Genomic DNA, 17953 nt, shown 5'->3' with positions numbered 1-17953 from the left:
TGCCGCTCAGACCCGCGATTCATGCGGGTCTGTTTTTCCCCGCACTACGCAATACGCCATTGATTCTGCTCAGGCTTTCGGGCAGTGTGTTGGCTTTCCCCCGACACCCGAGACCGTTATGGGCATCCTTGTCAAAGCGCTGATAGGCGCGCTGGTCGTGGTTCTGATCGGCCTGCTGGCCAAAACGCGCAACTATTATATCGCCGGTTTAGTCCCGCTCTTCCCCACTTTCGCTTTGATTGCGCATTATGTTGTCGGCAGCGAACGTTCAATAGCGGCGCTGAAAACGACGCTGATTTTCGGCATGTGGGCGGTGTTGCCCTATCTGGTGTATTTGATTTCGCTGTATTTCCTGATTAACAGTCTGCGGCTGTCGTTAGCGCTGGGTGCGGCGGTACTGTGCTGGATTGCGGCGGCGTGGCTATTAATTACACTGTGGGGATGGTGGCAAGGGCGTTAACGCCCTTGCCTGGGCGGTTACGGCCGCCCAGCCTGCAAAACGAAGCCTCGCTGCCGATCGCCGGCGATCCGCAGATAGCGGCTTTCACCGGCGCGCAGCGTCATCGGCACGCTGCCGCTGGTATCTCGCCAAATACACAGAGAGTTCTCTATCATATCTTGCCCGATGCTCACCGAAGTATTGCCCGGCGGCACGCGAAACTCCGCTTTTTCTTTCGCGCCCAGCGAAGCGGCGAACTCCCCATTCACATAAACGCCGGTGCGGCAGCTACCCGCCAGCATTCCACTGTCGCGCACCACCACCACCGTGGCGTATGGCGTATCCGGGATATTCTGATAAAGCATCAGACGGCTTGGGGGCGGTAATTCAGCCTGTTGCGGTGGTACGGCTTGGGTCGCACATCCCGTCAACAGTGCAGAGGCGAACAACAACGCGGCGTAATGCTTCATCCTTGGCTCCTGAAAAAAATAATGCTTATCGTAACAAGAGAATAGCTGCTGTCAGTAGCCTTCATGTCGCAAAGACGAAAAAATCGGATAACTTCCCACTCATCGCCCAGCGCGTCTTTCCGGATAAGAAGATTCTGCATTAAAGACCTTGAAATAAAGGCGATTTTTACAAATTTAAAACTTTACCATGCCGCGTTGGATATCTGCCGCAAACGCATCACTGACATAGCTGAAGCCATCCGGCGTGACGTAAACCCGGGTATGACCGGTCTCTGACAGCACCGCCACCATATATCCCAGACTGAGCATTTCATGCGAAGGAACATTCATCGGCGTTAGAAATCCGCGTCCGCGGCACCACTGATAAAAGCGAGTTCGCCCATATCCCAACACGGTGCCAACATCGGAAAGGTGCTTAAAATTATCATAATCCCCTGATGGTGAAGGCAAACCGCCATGGCTTTCAGGCGTTTTCTTTATCCCAGACAAAATAAACTCCTTTTTTGAACCTGTCGCTAACGGTTATCCCTCATCTGAGCTGAATTTAAAAAATCCAAATTTAAAATGCAAATGAATTCCCTGTAACTAAAAAGTATTTAATGGAAGAATTCCGAAAATAAAGGCACAATAAAAAAACAGAAATAAAAAAATAGAGCATTAATACCGTGCATTAAAACTTGGCCATGGGTAAATATCTTAATTCAAAATTCCATTTAAACAGGATAAGAAAATACTTAGCTTGCATACTGTTCTTCCCTCTCATAACGCTGAGATAATGACCAGGCCATGCAGCAAAAAGAGAAAAGATATAAAATCGCTCTGCCCACACACTCTCATCGTCAGATCTGCCCCTTGTAAGCCTCTCCCCTATCGCCGACGGCGCATTTCAGGGTGCCGTTGCCTCAATCACACCTAAACAATAACCATTATCATTTCCAATTGTGTCGTCAGTTGATTACACTTTTTCGCATCGCTGGTTGGGAAGATTCCTAGTCAGTGATCACCAGGATAGAGGAAGAGTTAGGGACACCATGAAGAATTACCGTTGTTTGATTGTTTTGCCGTTATTGATGATGACTGCCTGTACCCAATGGGAAAGACCCGGCGCAGTTGAGAGCACCCGAAATGCCGAATATGCCGAATGCCGCAGTCGGGGCTACGATCGCTTCCCGCCAGACGTCGTGCGGGACGTAGAATTCAGCTACGAAAACAAATACATCCCTTGCGAGAAGAATAAGAAAGATTGTCCATCGGGATATCGCTATGACAAAGAGCCGTCGATCAAAACGGTACAGACCGATCGCAATCAGTCAGCCCGAAACGCCACCATCGAGGCTTGTATGTACGGCAAGGGCTGGCGAGAGAAAACCTACTATTGGCCGCAGTGGTGATGCAGCGAAATCGATTTGGACTGAAACGCCACTGCCGCGATGCCCCATCAATTATCGTCGTCGCTGCAATGCCTTCCCAGAGCAACCAGCGTTTCCGTCCGCACCGGCGTTAAAGGGACGCGTGGCGGCGGCAAAGGCCACCCCAACAGGTGCCGCGCCGCCGTCGCGCAAACCTTGCCCTGACAGGTTCCCATACCACAGCGGCTGCTCAGCTTGGCCGTGTTCCAGTCAGGTTGATGGCATACCTGTTCCAGCGTGACGTCTTCGCAGCGGCACAGCAGCGTCTGCGGTTTGGCCAGATAACTCATGCGTTTATCAAGCGCAAAAGCGGCCGCTGTCGACGTGGCGAAACGCCGCCATCGCCGCCTCTGCACCGTCAGGGATTCGGCTTTTGCCTTTTGTCCTGTGGCGGCATAACCGGCGATGGCGCCGGTGGTGAGCGCCAATTCACTGCCGCCGATACCGGTACACTCCCCGGCGGCATAAATTTGCGCCTGGCTGGTTTGCTGCCAATAATCCACCGCTACGGCGTCGTGTGCGATCCGGCATCCCAGCAGCATCGCCAGTTCAATATTCGCCACCAGACCGAAGCCGCAGGCCAGCCTGTCGCAGGCCACCGTACTTTCCCGCCCGCCGTTGCCGACGCGCACTGACGTCAAGCGCTCTTGCCCCAATGCCGCCAATACTCGGCTATCGGCACGGTAATGAGTCTGAATCAGAGAAAACGACTGACGCAGCTTGGACGGCCAACGCCACAGGCCGCCGGCGAACGCCGCCAATCGCCGCAGCGCCGCCTGTTCCGCGACCAGCACGACCTCGCCACCGGCCTGTTTCACACTTTTCGCCACCGCCAACAGCAACGGACCGCTGCCGGCTATCACCACCCGCTCGCCGCGGATCGCCAGCCCCTGCTTGATTTGCGCCTGTAGACCACCGGCGCCGCTCACTCCCGGCAACGTCCAGCCAGGAAACGGCAGCAGCAGCTCACGGGCGCCATTGCATAGAATCAGCTTTTGATAGCGAATCACGCCGCAGCCTTCGGCGTCTTCATACGCCAATCGGTTAGCGCCACACTGCGCCACCAGCTTGCAGCCGGAGTGCAGCACAATATTTTCCCGCGCCGCCATCGCCTGCCGATATCGTCTCGCCGCTTCAGGCAAAGCCACCTGCGGCCCATCACGCCAGATTTGCCCACCGGGGTGCGGATTATCATCGATCACCCGTATCTGCCCCCCGTTTTCCGCCGCCGCCAGCGCTGCCGCCATGCCGGCCGGCCCGGCGCCGACGATCAGCACCTCGCAATCGAAGTCACTCATCATCGCTCCTCTCAATTCGCATGTCGGATTGGCACAACGTCTGGCACGCCAGGCGGCGCAGACCGTTAATGGTTACCCGGCACTCCTGACAAACGCCCATGCCGCAAAATGGTGCGCGCGGCTGGCGTGAAATCGACCACCGGCAATGATCCCCGCCGCACAAACTGAGCGCCGCGGCAACGCTGATGCCAACCGGCACCCGGTAGGGTTTGCCATCGATGCTCAACGCGAGCGTGTTTTGCCTCTCTTTCATACGGACAACTCCTCGGCGGCAAACACCCGCGCCGCCAAATACGGGGAATCATCAATCTCCGGCGCCTGCCGGCCGATCTGCGCGGCAAGCAGCGCGGCGCTGCCGAGGGCGGTCGTGACGCCCAGCCCCTCGTGCCCCAACGCCAACCACAACCAGGTATGCCGCGGATGTGCGCCCAACAGCGGCAATCCATCGGCAGAGGCGGCGCGCAGCCCGGTCCAACAGCGAATGATGTTCAGCTGCGCCAGTGTGGGCAAGAAATGCTGCGCGCGCATGAGCATCGCCGCCAGCAGCGGCATATCCAATGACGAATCGACGGAATCGAACTGGCGGGAAGAACCGATCAGCCATTGCCCGGTGGGCCGCGCCTGCACATTGAACGCCACGGAAGCGCCGTCGCTGGCATGCGCGCTGGCGCCATACCCCAGCTCCACCAACTGATGCCGCACCCGCGGCGGATAACGATCGGTGATCGCCAGGTGGCCCTTCTTGGCACGCAGCAACGGCTGCGATAACAAATCATTGGCCCGCAGGCCGCAGGCCAAGACGACCACCGGCGCCGCCAGCTCTCTGCCGTCCGCCAACCGCACAGCCGCCTCGTCCAGCGCGATCGCTTCACCCTGCACCACATCGATCGCCACGCCAGCGTCGGCCAACAGCCAACGCGCCGCCTGCGGCGCATACAAAATGCCGTCGCCCGGCACCCGCAGCCCACCAGCGAGCCCCTGCCGCAGCATCGGCTCCATGGCGGCAACCTGCTCCGCCGTCAGCAGTTCCGCCGCCACGCCCTGCTCCGCCAGCCGCGCCCGCTTTTGTTCGGCGATGGCCATTTCATTCGCTTGCTCCGCCAACCACAGCGTTCCGCAGCCGCGCCAGGCGCAGGCTTGCGGCATCCGGCCCGTCACTTCACGCCATAACCGCAGCGAATAAGCGCTCAACGCCAGCTCGGCCGGGTTGTCGTCCATGCATACCAGGTGCCCCATGCCGGCGGCGGTGGCGCCAGCGCGACAGTCGTCCACCACCGAGACGCGGTACCCCTCCCTCGCCAACCGCCAGGCGCAGGCGGCGCCGATGATGCCGGCACCCACCACGATGGCATCAACTCCCCGTCCGCCGCCCATCAGCGTATGCCCCAGACAAAAGGATCGCGTTCGTCGAGCAACAGCTGGCTATCGGCGCATACATAAGCCTGCCCACGAATAAAGGGGGTGATGCGCTCGCCGTTCCAGCGGTAATAAGCCTGGAATTCGCTGCCGATGACGCTGGCCTGGCGCCAGTGCATATCGGGCGCCAGTTTGCCGTCCGCCGCCAGACACGCCAGCTTGGCGCTGGTGCCGGTGCCGCACGGCGATCGATCGTAGGCTTTGCCGGGGCACAGCACGAAGCTGCGGCTGTCGGCCTGCGGATCGTCACCGAACAGCTCGATATGGTCGATCGCCCCGCCGTCTTCGCCACGAATGCCCGCCTGTTCAAGCGCCTGCCGGACCGCCCAGGTGAACGCGGTCAGCGCCTCCAGATTGTGTTTATCGATGGTCAACGGCGACTCGCCGATGAGAAAAAACCAGTTTCCCCCCCAGGCAATGTCCCCCGTCACCGGGCCGTAACCGGCCACCTCAACTCGCACCTGGTGGCGATAACGATAAGCCGCCACGTTCTCTACGGTAACGCTGCCGTCATCATGCAGCGTGGCGTTCACCGGGCCGACCGGGGTCTCGATCAGATGATGCCCGGCGCGGATGCGCCCGAGATGCGCCAACGAAGCAATCAGCCCGATAGTGCCGTGGCCGCACATGCCCAGATAGCCGGTGTTGTTGAAAAAGATCACCCCGGCGGTAGCCTGCGGCGAACAAGGCCGACACAGCAACGCCCCCACCAACACGTCATTGCCGCGGGGTTCGAGCATCACCGCGCAGCGCCAATCGTCATAATGTTGCGCGAAATGCGCCCGCCGTTCCGCCATGCTGCCTTCGCCAAGGTCGGGGAAGCCTTCGACGATCAGCCGGGTCGGCTCCCCGCCGGTATGAGAATCGATCGCCCGCAAAGCGGTGATATGCGCAGAAAGTGCCATCGGCGTCTCCAGGGTTAATGAGATGTTACCAATGGCGTTAGCCTGAACGAATGCGCGCATGACGGCTTGATGCGTTTCGGCGTGGCGAATGAAGAAATCAGCACAATGAGGACAGGCTAGCCTGGCCCATCACGGGCATACGTTTAACGCAACCATAATAATAACTTATTTATCATGACGTTACTTTCATGCTAGACCACCGCGTAGCGAGAAATACCGCAGTTTTCAAGCAACCGGCGCGCGCCGTCCGGCAAAAGTATGCGGCGATCCGCATATTTGGTAGCCAGCCGGAAATAGCGCTTGATTCGTTACAAAAAAGTTAATATTGATGCGAAAGCGCCAACCTGGCCGCCTGTTTTTCCGGCTAACGACCGAAAAGGGACTGCTATGCGATCCATTTCAGACCATCAACATCAGATTTCTCCCTCACCGCCTGCCCTGGTGGAGCTGCCGGATCAGGAGGACGTTTTCGCCGTCGAACATTTGTCGCGCCTGTGCGACGGGCTGGCGCAGCAGCGTCCGAACAACCTGCGCGATCTGCTCAATACGCTGGCGCTGATCGCGCCGTTGCTGAACGCGATTCCCAATGTGGTGTTCTTTATCAAAGACGCCCAGGCGCGCTACCTGTTGGCCAACCTGACGCTGGCCAGGCGCTGCGGCTTCAAGACCGTCGCGCCGCTGCTGGGCAAGACGTCCGCCGACGTTTTCCCCGCGCAGCTCGGATCAGGCTACACCGAGCAAGATCTGCGGGTATTGCGCCACGGCGTGCTGATCCAGGATCAGCTGGAAATGCACCTGTACAACGGCCGTGAAACCGGCTGGTGCCTGACGCAAAAGCTGGCGCTGTACGACGCGCAGGGAAAAATCATCGGAATGGCGGGCATTTCACACGATCTGCAAGAGGCCAAAGCCAATCATCCGGCTTACCAACGGCTGGCCGCGATCGACGTATACATCCGCCGCCACTACGCCCGGCCGATCGCGCTCGAGGAGCTGACGGCGTTGACCGGGTTATCGGTGGCGCAGATAGAACGCTACTGCAAACGTATCTTCCACCTCACTCCGCGCCAGATGATCCACAAAGTGCGGCTGGAAAAGGCCACGGAACTGCTGGCGGGCGAGCTGCCGATCACCGACATCGCGCTGCAGTGCGGCTATACCGATCACAGCGCCTTCAGCCGTCAGTTCAAAGCGATGACCGGTTCCACGCCGCGCGATTTCCGCCTGACACTTTCCGCTTAATACGCTGATTTACCAAATTAAAATCATTCTTTATGGCGCACCGGCGCCCGATTTCTGCATGCCCGCTTTCCGGCGCCATTGTGCCAATTTCGTCGCAGCAATCGGCGAAAAGCGTCAAGCCTCCCTGTGCAATACCGGTCAATCTGTCGGTGAGCCTCACCAAAGATTCACTTTTTATTAACACTTTCGAATGACAGGACAAACACGATGAGCCATAAAACCCTAAGCTGGAGCGGCGTATTCCCGGCGGTGACGACCCAGTTCCGCAACGATTTTTCTCTGGACCTCGACGCCACGCATACGGTGATCAAAAACCTGGTGCGCGACGGCGTCTCCGGCCTGGTCGTCTGCGGCACCGTCGGTGAAAACACCTCGATGACGGTACAGGAAAAGCTGGCGGTGATCGAAGTGGCAAAGGACGCCGCCGACGGCCAAGTGCCGGTGATCGCCGGCATCGCCGAATTCACCACCGCCTTCGCGCAAAACATGGCGCGTGAAGCGCAAAAGGCAGGCGTCGACGGCATTATGGTGATGCCGGCGCTGGTCTACTCCGCCAAGCCGCACGAAACCGCCGCGCACTTTCGCAGCGTCGCCGGCGCTACCGATCTGCCGATCATGGTCTACAACAACCCTCCCATTTACAAAAATGACGTCACGCCCGACATCCTGACCTCACTGGTCGACTGCGAGAACATCGTGTGTTTCAAAGACTCGTCGGGCGACACCCGCCGCTTTATCGATCTGCGCAACGAAGTCGGCGATCGCTTCGTACTGTTCGCCGGATTGGATGATGTGGTGCTGGAGAGCATCGCCGTCGGCGCGCAAGGCTGGATCTCTGGCATGTCCAACGCTTTCCCGCGCGAAGGGGAAACCCTGTTCCGTCTGGCGAAGGAAAAACGCTATGAGGAAGCGCTGGCGCTGTACAGCTGGTTCATGCCGCTGCTGCATCTCGATGCCCGCCCCGATCTGGTGCAATGCATCAAGCTGTGCGAACAGCGGGTCGGCCGCGGCAGCGCCATCACTCGCCCGCCGCGTCTGGCGCTGCAGGGTGAAACGCTCTCCGAAATCAACGCCGTGATCGATAAAGCGCTGGCCACTCGTCCCGCGCTGCCGAACATCGGCCTGTAACGCCTTCACCGCCCGGCCACGCCGGGCGTCGCACTTTCTCTACCGGGGGGACCCATGCCCAACGCTCGCGATGCCGCCATCAGCGGCCAACAATTTATCGGCGGCCAGCGCCGTGCTACGGGAGAAGCGGCGCTGCTCAGCCTGCGCGCCGACGACGGTCAGCCGACCGGCTACCGCTTCCACCAGGCTACGGCGGCAGAAACCGCCGCCGCCGCCGAAGCCGCCGCGGCGGCCTTTGATCCCTATTCGCAATGCAGCGCCGAACAACGCGCGAGTTTTCTCGACGCCATCGCCGAGGAGCTGGACGCGTTGGATGAGACCTTCTTCGCCTTCGCCATGCAGGAAACCGCCCTGCCGCCGGCGCGGTTAAGCGGCGAACGCGCCAGAACCAGCGGCCAGATGCGGCTGTTCGCCACGCTGCTGCGACGCGGCGACGTCGAGGGCGTGCGCATCGACTGCGCGTTGCCGCTGCGTTCTCCTCTGCCGCGTCCCGATCTGCGTCAATATCGCACGGCGCTCGGTCCGGTGGCGGTGTTCGGCGCCAGCAACTTTCCGCTGGCGTTTTCCACCGCGGGCGGTGATACCGCCGCCGCGCTCGCCGCCGGCTGCCCGGTCGTGTTCAAGGCACACAGCGGCCATATGATCACCGCCGAGCTGACCGCTCAGGCGATCGAGCGCGCAAGGGAACGTATGGGCATGCCCGCCGGCGTCTTCAACATGATCTTCGGCAACCGTGTCGGAGCCGAGCTGGTGCAGCACCCGGCGATTCAGGCCGTGGGGTTTACCGGCTCACTGCAAGGCGGCCGGGCGCTGTTCGATCTGGCCGCGCAGCGTCCCCAGCCGATCCCGGTCTTCGCCGAGATGTCGAGCATTAACCCGGTCGTGATCCTGCCGCAGGCGTTGGCTCGGCGCGGGCAGCACATCGCGCAGGAACTGGTCTCCTCCTTCACACTCGGCTGTGGCCAGTTTTGCACCAAGCCCGGCGTGATCGTCGCGCTGCGCGGCGTCGCCTTCGAACGGTTGGCCGCGAAGATGAGCGCATTGGTCGACGCCGCCCCCCCACAGCCGATGCTGAATGCCGGCACGCTGGAGCACTACCGGCGCGGGCTGGCCGCGCTCGATGCCCATCCGCACATACGGCATCTGGCGGGGGGGCGCGAGATTCTGCCCCACCGGGCAGCGGCGCAGCTTTATCAGGCGGAGGAAACATTGCTGCTGCAGGCCGATCCGCTGCTGCAAACAGAGGTCTTCGGCCCGGCCAGCGTGCTGGTGGCGGTAGATAACGAAGCGCAGCTGCATGCGGCGCTGGCGGCGTTGCAAGGCCAGCTGACCGTCACGCTGCTGGCGGAAGACGGCGATCTCGATATGGCCGCCGGGCTGACGGCATTGCTGACGCGCAAAGCCGGCCGGGTGCTGTTCAACGGGTATCCAACCGGGGTAGAGGTGTGCGACGCCATGGTGCACGGGGGCCCTTATCCGGCGACCAGCGACGCACGCGGCACCTCGGTAGGCACGCTGGCCATCGAGCGTTTCCTGCGGCCGGTCTGCCTGCAAAACACCCCAGCGGCGCTGCTGCCGCCGCCGCTGCAGGACGCCAACCCGCTCAACCTGCTGCGGCTGGTGAACGGCGTTTACACCCGAGATCCCATAGTTTCACCTGCCCAACATTAGCCCGGCCGCATCTGCCTGCCACTCAATAACAAAAGGGTAATACCATGACAACCCAAGGCAAATTCAAGAAGCAGCTTACGCTCACCGATCTGACGTTCATCGGTCTGGGCGCCATATTCGGCTCAGGCTGGCTGTTCGCCGCCAGCCATGTCTCCTCCATCGCCGGCCCCGCCGGCATCTATTCCTGGCTGATCGGCGGCCTGGCGGTGCTGCTGCTGGGCATCGTCTACTGCGAGCTGGGCGCCGCCCTGCCGCGCGCCGGCGGCATCATTCGCTATCCGGTGTTCTCGCACGGCGAATTGATGGGCTATCTGCTGGGGTTTATCACGCTGATCGCCTTCTCCAGCCTGATCGCTATCGAGGTCGTCGCCGCCCGTCAGTACGCCGCCGCCTGGTTCCCGCTCCTCAGCCAGCCGGGTTCCGGCGATCCGACAGCGATCGGCTGGCTGGTGCAGTTGGCGCTGCTGTGCTTTTTCTTCGCGCTCAACTACTACAGCGTCAAAACCTTCGCCAAATCCAATAATCTCATCAGCGTGCTGAAGTTTCTGGTGCCGCTGTTGGTGATCGTGGTGCTGTTCAGCTTTTTCAAACCGGAAAACCTGCACAGCCAGGGCTTTGCCCCCTTCGGCTCCGCCGGGGTTGAAGCCGCCATTTCCGCCGGCGGCATCATCTTCGCCTACCTCGGCCTGACGCCGATCATTTCGGTCGCCAGCGAGGTGCAAAAACCGCAGCGCACCATTCCCATCGCGCTGATCCTGTCGGTAGTGCTGTCCACCATCATCTATGTGCTGCTGCAGATAGCGTTTCTCGGCAGTATCCCCAGCGAGATGCTGAGCGGCGGCTGGGCCGGCATCAGCCAACAGTTTTCCCTGCCTTTCCGCGATATCGCCATCACGCTCGGCATGGGATGGCTGGCGTTTCTGGTGGTCAGCGACGCGATCGTTTCGCCCAGCGGCACCGGCAACATCTACATGAACGCTACGCCTCGCGTGATCTACGGGTGGGCGCGCGCCGGCACCTTCTTCAAACTGTTCACCCGGGTGGATGGTGAATCCGGTATCCCGCGCCCGGCGTTGTGGCTCACCTTCGCCCTCTCGGTCTTCTGGACGCTGCCGTTCCCATCGTGGGAAAAGCTGATCGGCGTGGTGTCCGCCGCGCTGGTGCTGAGTTACGCCATCGCCCCGGTCACCGCCGCCGGGCTGCGGCGCAATGCGCCCGATATGCCGCGTCCGTTCCGGGTGCGCGGTTTCTGCGTGCTCGGCCCGCTGTCATTTATCATTTCGGCGCTGATCGTCTTCTGGTCCGGCTGGGACACCGTCTCCTGGCTGCTCGGCTTGCAGATACTGATGTTCTTCATCTACATCCTGTTCAAGAATCAGGTGCCGACCCACGCCGTTAGCCTCAGGCAGCAAATTTGGTCCTCGCTGTGGCTAATCGTCTTCTATGCGCTGACGATCGCGCTTTCCTACCTCAGCAGTTTCGGCGGCATCGGCGCTATTGCTCATCCGTGGGACACCCTCACCATGGCGGTGATTGCGCTGGCGATTTACTACTGGGGCGCCTATACCTGTTTACCCCAGGCCAATTTTATCGGCGATGAAGAAGAATGACCCAGGGAGGACATCGAAATGACAACCATGCACGTTTTGTCGCTGGAACACGCTTATCAACTGGCGCTACGCGCACTGCGCTGCAACGGCTTCAATCAGGCGCATGCCGAGACAGTGGCGCAAAATGTCATTCAGGGCGAGCGCGACGGCTGTGCTTCGCACGGGTTGTACCGGCTGTTGGGCTGCGTCCGCTCATTACGGGCGGGCAAAGTCTCTGCCGATGCGAAACCCAGGCTCTTCGACCAGGCGCCGGCCATCTTGCGCGCCGATGCCGGCGGCGCCTTTTCCCTGCTCGCCTACCGCACCGCTCTGCCGGCCTTTATCGATAAGGTGCGCGCCAACGGCATCGCCGCCCTGGCGATCAACCGCTGCGTGCATTTCTCCGCGCTGTGGGCCGACATCGAACCGCTGACCGAACAGGGTTTAGTGGCCTTAGCCTGCACGCCCAGCCACGCCTGGGTGACGCCGGCCGGCGGCTCACGCCCGCTATTCGGCACCAACCCCATCGCCTTCGGCTGGCCGCGCCCGGCTCGGCCGCCGTTTTTGTTCGACATGGCCACCAGCGCGGCGGCGCGCGGCGAAATCGAATTGCATCGCCGCGCCGGCACCCCGCTGCCGGAAGGCTGGGGCATTGATAAGGCAGGCAACCCCTCCACCGACGCCGCCAGCGTGTTGGAGGGCGCGATGCTGACTTTCGGCGGCCATAAAGGCTCGGCGCTGGCGGCCATGGTTGAATTGTTGGCTGGGCCGCTGATCGGCGACATGACCAGCAAAGAATCGCTGGCCTATGACGACGGCACGGGTTCATCGCCCTACGGCGGTGAACTGATCATCGCGTTGGATCCCGAGCGTTTTCTCGGCGCGGATAAGGAGCGGTATTTCGCCAGCGCGGAGGCGATGTTTGCCGACATGCAAGCGCAAGGCGCACGCATTCCCGGCGAGCGGCGCTATCGGCAACGACGCCACAGCGAACAATACGGCGTGGAAATCCCCAGGACGCTGTACGACGAGATAGCGGCGCTGTGCGATTAGCGCCGAATTGATGCCCCCGCGCCGCCAATCCGGCGCGGGGCGAAGTTTAGCCTGCCTGAGCCAAGTCGCTGTGCAGGCGCTTGCGCCACACGGGTTTGCTGTCCCATTGGGCGAAATGTTTCGCCTCTTTACCAGGTTGCACTTTGTGCCACATGCCCTCTTGCCACCGGATCGGTTCCTTTCCGCGCAACGTTGGGCGGGTCTGTTTAATCGTTCGTTGCAAGACGCTCGCTTCTTCCGCAGTAATGTTCGGCGCCTGTCTGGCGGCGTCCAGCGCGCGGCTTCCCAGCGGTGCCATCACCTGATACAACACTTTGACCTGCTGTAGCGTCGCTTGCTGATTCGTGCTCATGCCTTTGCCGGACCAGTCGTCGAAATTTTCACCGGGATCGTCACCCTGCGCGCGATATTCGTTACCCGGACCCTCGACGATATTCCAGCCTTGCCAGGTCACCAGGGTATGTAACCCATCGCGATCCTGCAGATTTTCATTCTTGATCTGTTTGAGCACCTCGGCGCGGTTAGGCACACCGATCAGATTCATAAACTCGTCGAGCGCGTTCCAGTGCTCGCCAGCCACCAGACCATTCCAGACATTGCGTAAACAGTTCCAGGGGATGGTGTGATGCCAGGTCAGCGTGATAAGCGGTTTGGTTGGCGTATGTTGCCAATGGCTCGGTTCACTGCCTCGATCGCCTCTGATGATCCCATCGACTTCTAATGGCATGGCTGCCCCTCTTCTGGCTGAAATAAAGAATATGCGCAAGGCCGCTGGCCCGGTCGGCATAAAAAACGTCAGCTAAAATCGTAGCAGCTCAGGCTGAGATGGCAATAAAGCAGCCTGCGTTCTGCGGCCGACCGGCGACCGCAGAACGCGCATGAAAACGGCGGGCTTAAAGGAGGATTATCGGACCACCATCACCGATATATTGGCATGGCGAACGATGGCGGCGGCGTTGGAGCCCAACAGATAAGTTTTCACGCTCGGGCGACGCGAACCGATGATGATCAGATCGGCGTCGATCTCTTCCGCCAGTTCCAGCGCCTGATCGCGCGCAGAGCCAAAGCTGACGGTGTAATTGAGGCGATCTAACGGCAGATCGATTTCCGACATGATTTTCTTCAGCTTCTCCACCGCCTTCACTTCCGCCTGATTCTCAAACTCCTTGAGACCGAACGAATAGGCAGTAACAAAAGCCGAGGCATCCGGCAGCGCATGGAAAAAATGCACTTTAGCGCCGGACATCTTCGCCAAATATTCCACATGCTTCAGCGCATGCTCGGTCAACAGATCCTCTTCAATATCTATCGGCACTAAAATAGTCTTGTACATATCACATCCTTTCTATGTAAACCGGGTGCCTACAGAGTACTGCCGCGCACGGGCGCGGTGAACCGCTTTATCACGCTTTTGTGATCGGAGGTAAATACTGATAAGGACAATGCTTAATTTAACAAAATATAAACATCGCGCCGCTAACTGATAGGCGATTAATTATTTATTTCTCGCAATTAAATCAGCTGTAAATAAACGGCTTTGGCGGTGGCTGCGGTCTTATTGGCGACCGAAAGTTTTTTAATCGAGTTACCGATATGGAAATTGATCGTACGTTCACTCACCCCCATCAGCAGCGCGATCTCTTCCGCCGTTTTGCCTTCGCTGCACCAGCGCAAGATATCTTTCTCGCGCAGCGTCAGCACATCTTTTATCGCTTCGTCGTTCACCGATATCAACGCTTCACGCAGCGTTTTGTGGGCGGTTTGCGCCAGCCAAAGGAAAAAGAGTTCATTCACCGCGCCGGCCTGCGGCGTTTGCTGCGGCAGCGTCTTGCCGGCAAAAGTCAGGATCCCCAGGCGGCCATAGCAATCCTTGACCGATTGCGACCACCCGGTGTGCAGACCAAACTGCGACATGCGCTGCCAAAGCGCCGGCCGCTCGTGATAAAAACTTTCGTCCCACTGGAATTGCAGCGTGGAATGGTGGGCTCGCTCGATGACAGGATCCTGCAAATACGCCCGCTGCCGCCGATAATCCTCGAGATAGCGCGCCGGAAACGTTCCTTCAACCCGCATTTTTGGCCGGCTCGCCGGATAACAGGAAAAAACGATGTAGGAGAAATAATCAAAACCCAGCGCCTCGACGCAGCGCCCCAGTTGGGTCAGAAAACGTTCGCGATCGGTCAAACTGCCAATCACCTCCGCCATGAGCCGTTGAGTGCGGGTATCCATAACGCAGGTTCTCCAAATAGCGATGTCGATTTATCGATAGGTCAGACTCACTATAGGATATCGCCGCCCGGCGCCAATAGCCGTTTCATATAATAAAAAATACGAACGCTATAACGAAAAAAGCTATTCCCCGGTTTATTTCCCTCAGAATAAGCCTTTTTATTGGGCTGAGCCGCAAAACTACGCGAATAGCATAACCCCGTCTGCAGGTAAACCTGTCATTTCTACCGTTAGACAGCCAAGACACCGCCAATTACTTTCCTCACAGGCACCCGGTGCCGCCGTAAATCCAAAGAGATAATAAGCATTTGCGAATTTCGCATGGCATACAGTAACGGGGATTTTCTATGGCAGAAAGTAATGCGGCAATTCAATCGGCTGCGATTATCGGCGCGGGAACGATGGGCAGAGGCATCGCTTATCTTTTGGCGCAAAAAAGCATTCGTACAGTGCTTTATAATCGCAACGGCAATACCCTCAATCAAGCTCGCGACGCTATCGTGCAAGACCTGAACAAAAAGGTGGAACAGGGCAAGCTCGCGCTGCAGGACAAAGACGCGGTGCTGGCTAATCTGACGTTCTCCGCGGAATTTGGGGCCATCGCCGACAGCGATCTGGTGATCGAAACCATCGCAGAGCATGAGCAAGCCAAACTCGAGGTGCTGGCGGCCATCGCCGCGACGGTCAAGCCCGACACGCTGATCGCCACCAATACCTCCTCACTGTCGCTTAATAAGCTGGCGACGGCGGTGACGCACAGCGAACGCTTTATCGGTTTGCACTTTTTCAACCCCGCGCCGCTGATGAAGCTGATTGAAATCATTCCGGCCTATTTTACCGCACAGGTTACCACCGAACGTTGCCGTCAACTGGTGGCGGCGTTGGGGAAACGCGATGTCGTCTGTCAGGCCACGCCGGGATTTATCGTCAACCGTATGGCCCGCCCCTACTATCTGGAAGGGTTCCGCCTGTTGGAAGAACACGTGGCGCGTGCGCCGCAGATCGACCGCGCCCTCAAAGCCGGCGGACACTTTCGCATGGGGCCGCTCGAGCTGACCGATTTTATCGGTCAGGACATCAACTATCAGGTCAGCCGGCAAATTTGGCAGGACATGCAGTACGATCCGCGCTATACCCCGGGCCATCTGCAGCGCTCGCTGGTCGATGCCGGTCTGTTGGGCAAAAAGAACGGCCGCTCCTATTTTTCCACCGAAGAATCTCCCCCGCCGCTTGCGGCCGCCGTCGATGCGGAGGTCGAGACGCTACGCATTTACGGTGAACATCCTCTCTTTACCCTGCTACAGCAGCGGGCCGCCCTGCAATGGCCGCGGCTGCGCGTGGAACAACGGCCGACATTACCGGGCCTGGGCGCCGCCATTCAGGTCAATGACGCTTTCACCGTCAGCGTTACCGATGGCCGCACGGCAAACCAGCTTGCCGAACAGACCGCGGCGGACGCCTTTGTCGTCGATGTCGCCCTGAACTACGGCGATACGGCGTACCTGGTGGCGGCGCATAGCCGCCACGCCTCTGCGGCCAATAAGGCGCTGTTTTTACGCCTGCTGCACACCGCGATCCCGCAGGTGGAATTTATCAAGGATTCCCCGGCCTTGATCGTCGCCCGCGTGCTCAGCAGCCTGATCAACGAGTCGGTGATCATGGTGGAAAGCGGCGTCTGCAGTCGGGAAGACATTGATGTCGCCGCCGTCGCCGGCGTGAACTACGCCGACGGCATTTTCGGCTGGCTCACTCGCCTCGGGGAGGAAAATGTCAGGACGACGCTGAGCAACCTGGCGCAATTGCTGCACGCGGCGCGCTATGCGCCGCATTACACCCTTCTGCACGCCGCCCAACCGGCGCTGACCACCACGCCTTAAGGATCCATGATGAGCATTAAAGATGACGGTGTTTATCTGATCGACGGCACGCGCACGGCGATCGGCGCCTATGGCGGCAGCCTGGCGCATACCCGCCCCGATGATATGGCGGCGACGATTATTCGCAGCCTGTTTCAGCGCCATCCGGTGGTGCAGCAGGATCTGGATGAAGTAGTGCTGGGCTGCGCCAACCAGTCCGGCGAAGACAACCGCAACGTCGCCCGCATGGCGACGCTGCTTTCCGGGTTGGATCAGTCGGTGCCGGCCATCACCCTCAACCGCCTTTGCGCCTCCGGGTTGGATGCGGTGATCTACGCCGCGGCGAAAATCCGCAGCGGCCTCAGCGAACTGATTCTGGCCGGCGGCGTGGAAAGCATGAGCCGCGCGCCCTATGTGCTGAGCAAGGGCGAAACGCCGTTCGACAAGGGGGTAAAGCTGTACGACACCACGCTGGGATGGCGCTTTGTCAACCCGCGCCTGGCGGAAAGCTACGGCAGCGATCCGCTGGGCATCACGGCGGAAAACGTGGCCCAACAGCAGGGTATCTCACGCGAGGAACAGGATCTGTTCGCGTTGGGCTCGCAGCAAAAAGCCCGCCGGGCGATCGACAGTGGTCGATTGGCGCGGGAAATCACGCCCGTGGATGTGCCGGCGGATCGTAAAACCACCCGTATATTCGCACAGGACGAATTCCCCCGGCTCAGCACGCTGCAGCAGTTGCAGGCGCTGAAACCGGCCTTCGCCGCCGGTGGTTCGGTCACCGCCGGCAATGCTTCCGGCATCAATGACGGCGCCGCCGCGCTGCTGCTGGCCTCCGGGCGCTACGTGAAACGCCAGGGCTGGCAACCGCTGGCGGAGATCGGCGACAGCGCGGCCGCCGGCGTCGCGCCGGCGCTGATGGGGCTGGGGCCAATCGCCTCCACCGAGCGCTTACTGCAGCGCGGCGGTTTCACGCTGAATGATTTTGACATCATCGAGATTAACGAAGCCTTCGCCGCGCAGGTTCTGGCGGCGCTGAAACACTGGCGCATCGACGCCGGCGACGCGCGCGTCAACCCAAACGGCGGCGCCATCGCGCTCGGCCATCCGCTGGGAATGTCCGGCGCGCGCCTGGTGCTGTCGGCGGCGCTGGAATTACGCGATCGGCAGGCCGGCAACGCATTGGTCACAATGTGCGTCGGCGTCGGTCAGGGGCTGTCATTAAACCTTAAAGCCGTTTAACACAAG

18 protein-coding genes are annotated in these 17953 nt (G+C 59.9%); 9 read left to right on the top strand and 9 right to left on the bottom strand.

What is annotated here, in order from left to right; translation table 11 throughout:
- Positions 1-118 precede the first annotated feature (118 nt).
- Positions 119-460: a GlpM family protein gene (locus ACSBQS_RS04715; RefSeq protein ID WP_025302360.1), complete on the top strand. Its 342-nt coding sequence runs from the start codon at positions 119-121 to the stop codon at positions 458-460.
- Positions 461-477: 17 nt separating this feature from the next.
- On the opposite strand, the gene ACSBQS_RS04710 is transcribed toward ACSBQS_RS04715, so the two are convergent.
- Both ACSBQS_RS04710 and ACSBQS_RS04705 read right to left on the bottom strand, forming a co-directional pair.
- Positions 478-909: a hypothetical protein gene (locus ACSBQS_RS04710; protein ID WP_033642636.1), complete on the bottom strand. Its 432-nt coding sequence runs from the start codon at positions 907-909 to the stop codon at positions 478-480.
- Between the two features lie 174 nt (positions 910-1083).
- The gene (locus tag ACSBQS_RS04705) at positions 1084-1398 is read right to left on the bottom strand and encodes a hypothetical protein (RefSeq protein WP_033642635.1); all 315 of its coding nucleotides are present in this window, start codon (positions 1396-1398) and stop codon (positions 1084-1086) included.
- A gap of 542 nt (positions 1399-1940) precedes the next feature.
- On the opposite strand from ACSBQS_RS04705, the gene ACSBQS_RS04700 reads away from it, so the two are divergent.
- A complete protein-coding gene (locus tag ACSBQS_RS04700; RefSeq protein WP_033642634.1) occupies positions 1941-2300 on the top strand; it encodes a hypothetical protein in 360 nt (119 codons plus the stop codon).
- A gap of 47 nt (positions 2301-2347) precedes the next feature.
- Here ACSBQS_RS04700 and ACSBQS_RS04695 read toward each other — a convergent pair whose 3' ends face one another.
- The 4 genes from ACSBQS_RS04695 to ACSBQS_RS04680 are packed head-to-tail and all read right to left on the bottom strand — an operon-like array spanning position 2348 to position 5937.
- Positions 2348-3616, bottom strand: coding sequence for an FAD-dependent oxidoreductase (locus tag ACSBQS_RS04695; protein WP_342162908.1), 1269 nt, complete (start codon positions 3614-3616; stop codon positions 2348-2350).
- Positions 3609-3869, bottom strand: a complete 261-nt coding sequence (locus ACSBQS_RS04690) for a (2Fe-2S)-binding protein (protein WP_164106138.1) — start codon at positions 3867-3869, stop codon at positions 3609-3611. Before ACSBQS_RS04690 ends, ACSBQS_RS04695 begins: the two co-directional genes overlap by 8 nt.
- Positions 3866-4990, bottom strand: coding sequence for an NAD(P)/FAD-dependent oxidoreductase (locus ACSBQS_RS04685; RefSeq protein ID WP_434989778.1), 1125 nt, complete (start codon positions 4988-4990; stop codon positions 3866-3868). The genes ACSBQS_RS04690 and ACSBQS_RS04685 overlap by 4 nt, the downstream gene beginning before the upstream one ends.
- On the bottom strand, positions 4990-5937 hold the full coding sequence (locus ACSBQS_RS04680; protein WP_434989776.1) for a 4-hydroxyproline epimerase: 948 nt from the start codon (positions 5935-5937) through the stop codon (positions 4990-4992). The genes ACSBQS_RS04685 and ACSBQS_RS04680 overlap by 1 nt, the downstream gene beginning before the upstream one ends.
- Before the next feature lie 387 nt (positions 5938-6324).
- On the opposite strand from ACSBQS_RS04680, the gene ACSBQS_RS04675 reads away from it, so the two are divergent.
- From ACSBQS_RS04675 to ACSBQS_RS04655, 5 genes are all read left to right on the top strand, one after another.
- Positions 6325-7179 carry an AraC family transcriptional regulator gene (locus ACSBQS_RS04675; protein WP_033642629.1) on the top strand — a complete coding sequence of 285 codons (855 nt, stop codon included), beginning with the start codon at positions 6325-6327 and terminating at the stop codon, positions 7177-7179.
- 207 nt (positions 7180-7386) lie between these two features.
- Complete coding sequence (locus ACSBQS_RS04670; RefSeq protein WP_434989774.1) at positions 7387-8307, top strand: dihydrodipicolinate synthase family protein; 921 nt, start codon at positions 7387-7389, stop codon at positions 8305-8307.
- A gap of 54 nt (positions 8308-8361) precedes the next feature.
- Positions 8362-9978 carry an aldehyde dehydrogenase (NADP(+)) gene (locus tag ACSBQS_RS04665; RefSeq protein WP_197749734.1) on the top strand — a complete coding sequence of 539 codons (1617 nt, stop codon included), beginning with the start codon at positions 8362-8364 and terminating at the stop codon, positions 9976-9978.
- A gap of 44 nt (positions 9979-10022) precedes the next feature.
- Positions 10023-11588 (top strand): APC family permease, encoded by a 1566-nt coding sequence (locus tag ACSBQS_RS04660; protein ID WP_262825309.1) that lies wholly within the window; start codon positions 10023-10025, stop codon positions 11586-11588.
- 18 nt (positions 11589-11606) lie between these two features.
- Entirely contained in the window at positions 11607-12620 is a 1014-nt protein-coding gene (locus ACSBQS_RS04655) for an Ldh family oxidoreductase (protein ID WP_033642625.1), read from the top strand.
- A gap of 46 nt (positions 12621-12666) precedes the next feature.
- Here the strand turns inward: ACSBQS_RS04655 and ACSBQS_RS04650 are convergent, their stop codons facing one another.
- The 3 genes from ACSBQS_RS04650 to ACSBQS_RS04640 form a co-directional block, all read right to left on the bottom strand.
- A complete protein-coding gene (locus ACSBQS_RS04650) occupies positions 12667-13347 on the bottom strand; it encodes a hypothetical protein (protein ID WP_033642624.1) in 681 nt (226 codons plus the stop codon).
- Between the two features lie 177 nt (positions 13348-13524).
- Positions 13525-13953 (bottom strand): universal stress protein, encoded by a 429-nt coding sequence (locus ACSBQS_RS04645; protein WP_033642623.1) that lies wholly within the window; start codon positions 13951-13953, stop codon positions 13525-13527.
- A 179-nt stretch (positions 13954-14132) separates the two neighbouring features.
- Positions 14133-14849: an autoinducer binding domain-containing protein gene (locus ACSBQS_RS04640; protein ID WP_033642622.1), complete on the bottom strand. Its 717-nt coding sequence runs from the start codon at positions 14847-14849 to the stop codon at positions 14133-14135.
- A 347-nt stretch (positions 14850-15196) separates the two neighbouring features.
- On the opposite strand from ACSBQS_RS04640, the gene ACSBQS_RS04635 reads away from it, so the two are divergent.
- Together ACSBQS_RS04635 and ACSBQS_RS04630 are read left to right on the top strand one after the other, a co-directional pair.
- The gene (locus ACSBQS_RS04635; RefSeq protein ID WP_042784155.1) at positions 15197-16726 is read left to right on the top strand and encodes a 3-hydroxyacyl-CoA dehydrogenase NAD-binding domain-containing protein; all 1530 of its coding nucleotides are present in this window, start codon (positions 15197-15199) and stop codon (positions 16724-16726) included.
- Positions 16727-16735: 9 nt separating this feature from the next.
- The gene (locus ACSBQS_RS04630) at positions 16736-17947 is read left to right on the top strand and encodes an acetyl-CoA C-acyltransferase (RefSeq protein ID WP_342162919.1); all 1212 of its coding nucleotides are present in this window, start codon (positions 16736-16738) and stop codon (positions 17945-17947) included.
- The last annotated feature ends 6 nt before the right edge of the window (positions 17948-17953 follow it).

It is taken from the genome of Serratia sp. H402Y (assembly GCF_051172415.1).
Lineage (GTDB): Bacteria > Pseudomonadota > Gammaproteobacteria > Enterobacterales > Enterobacteriaceae > Serratia > Serratia ureilytica.
This window is presented reverse-complemented; position numbering and strand designations above follow the sequence as displayed.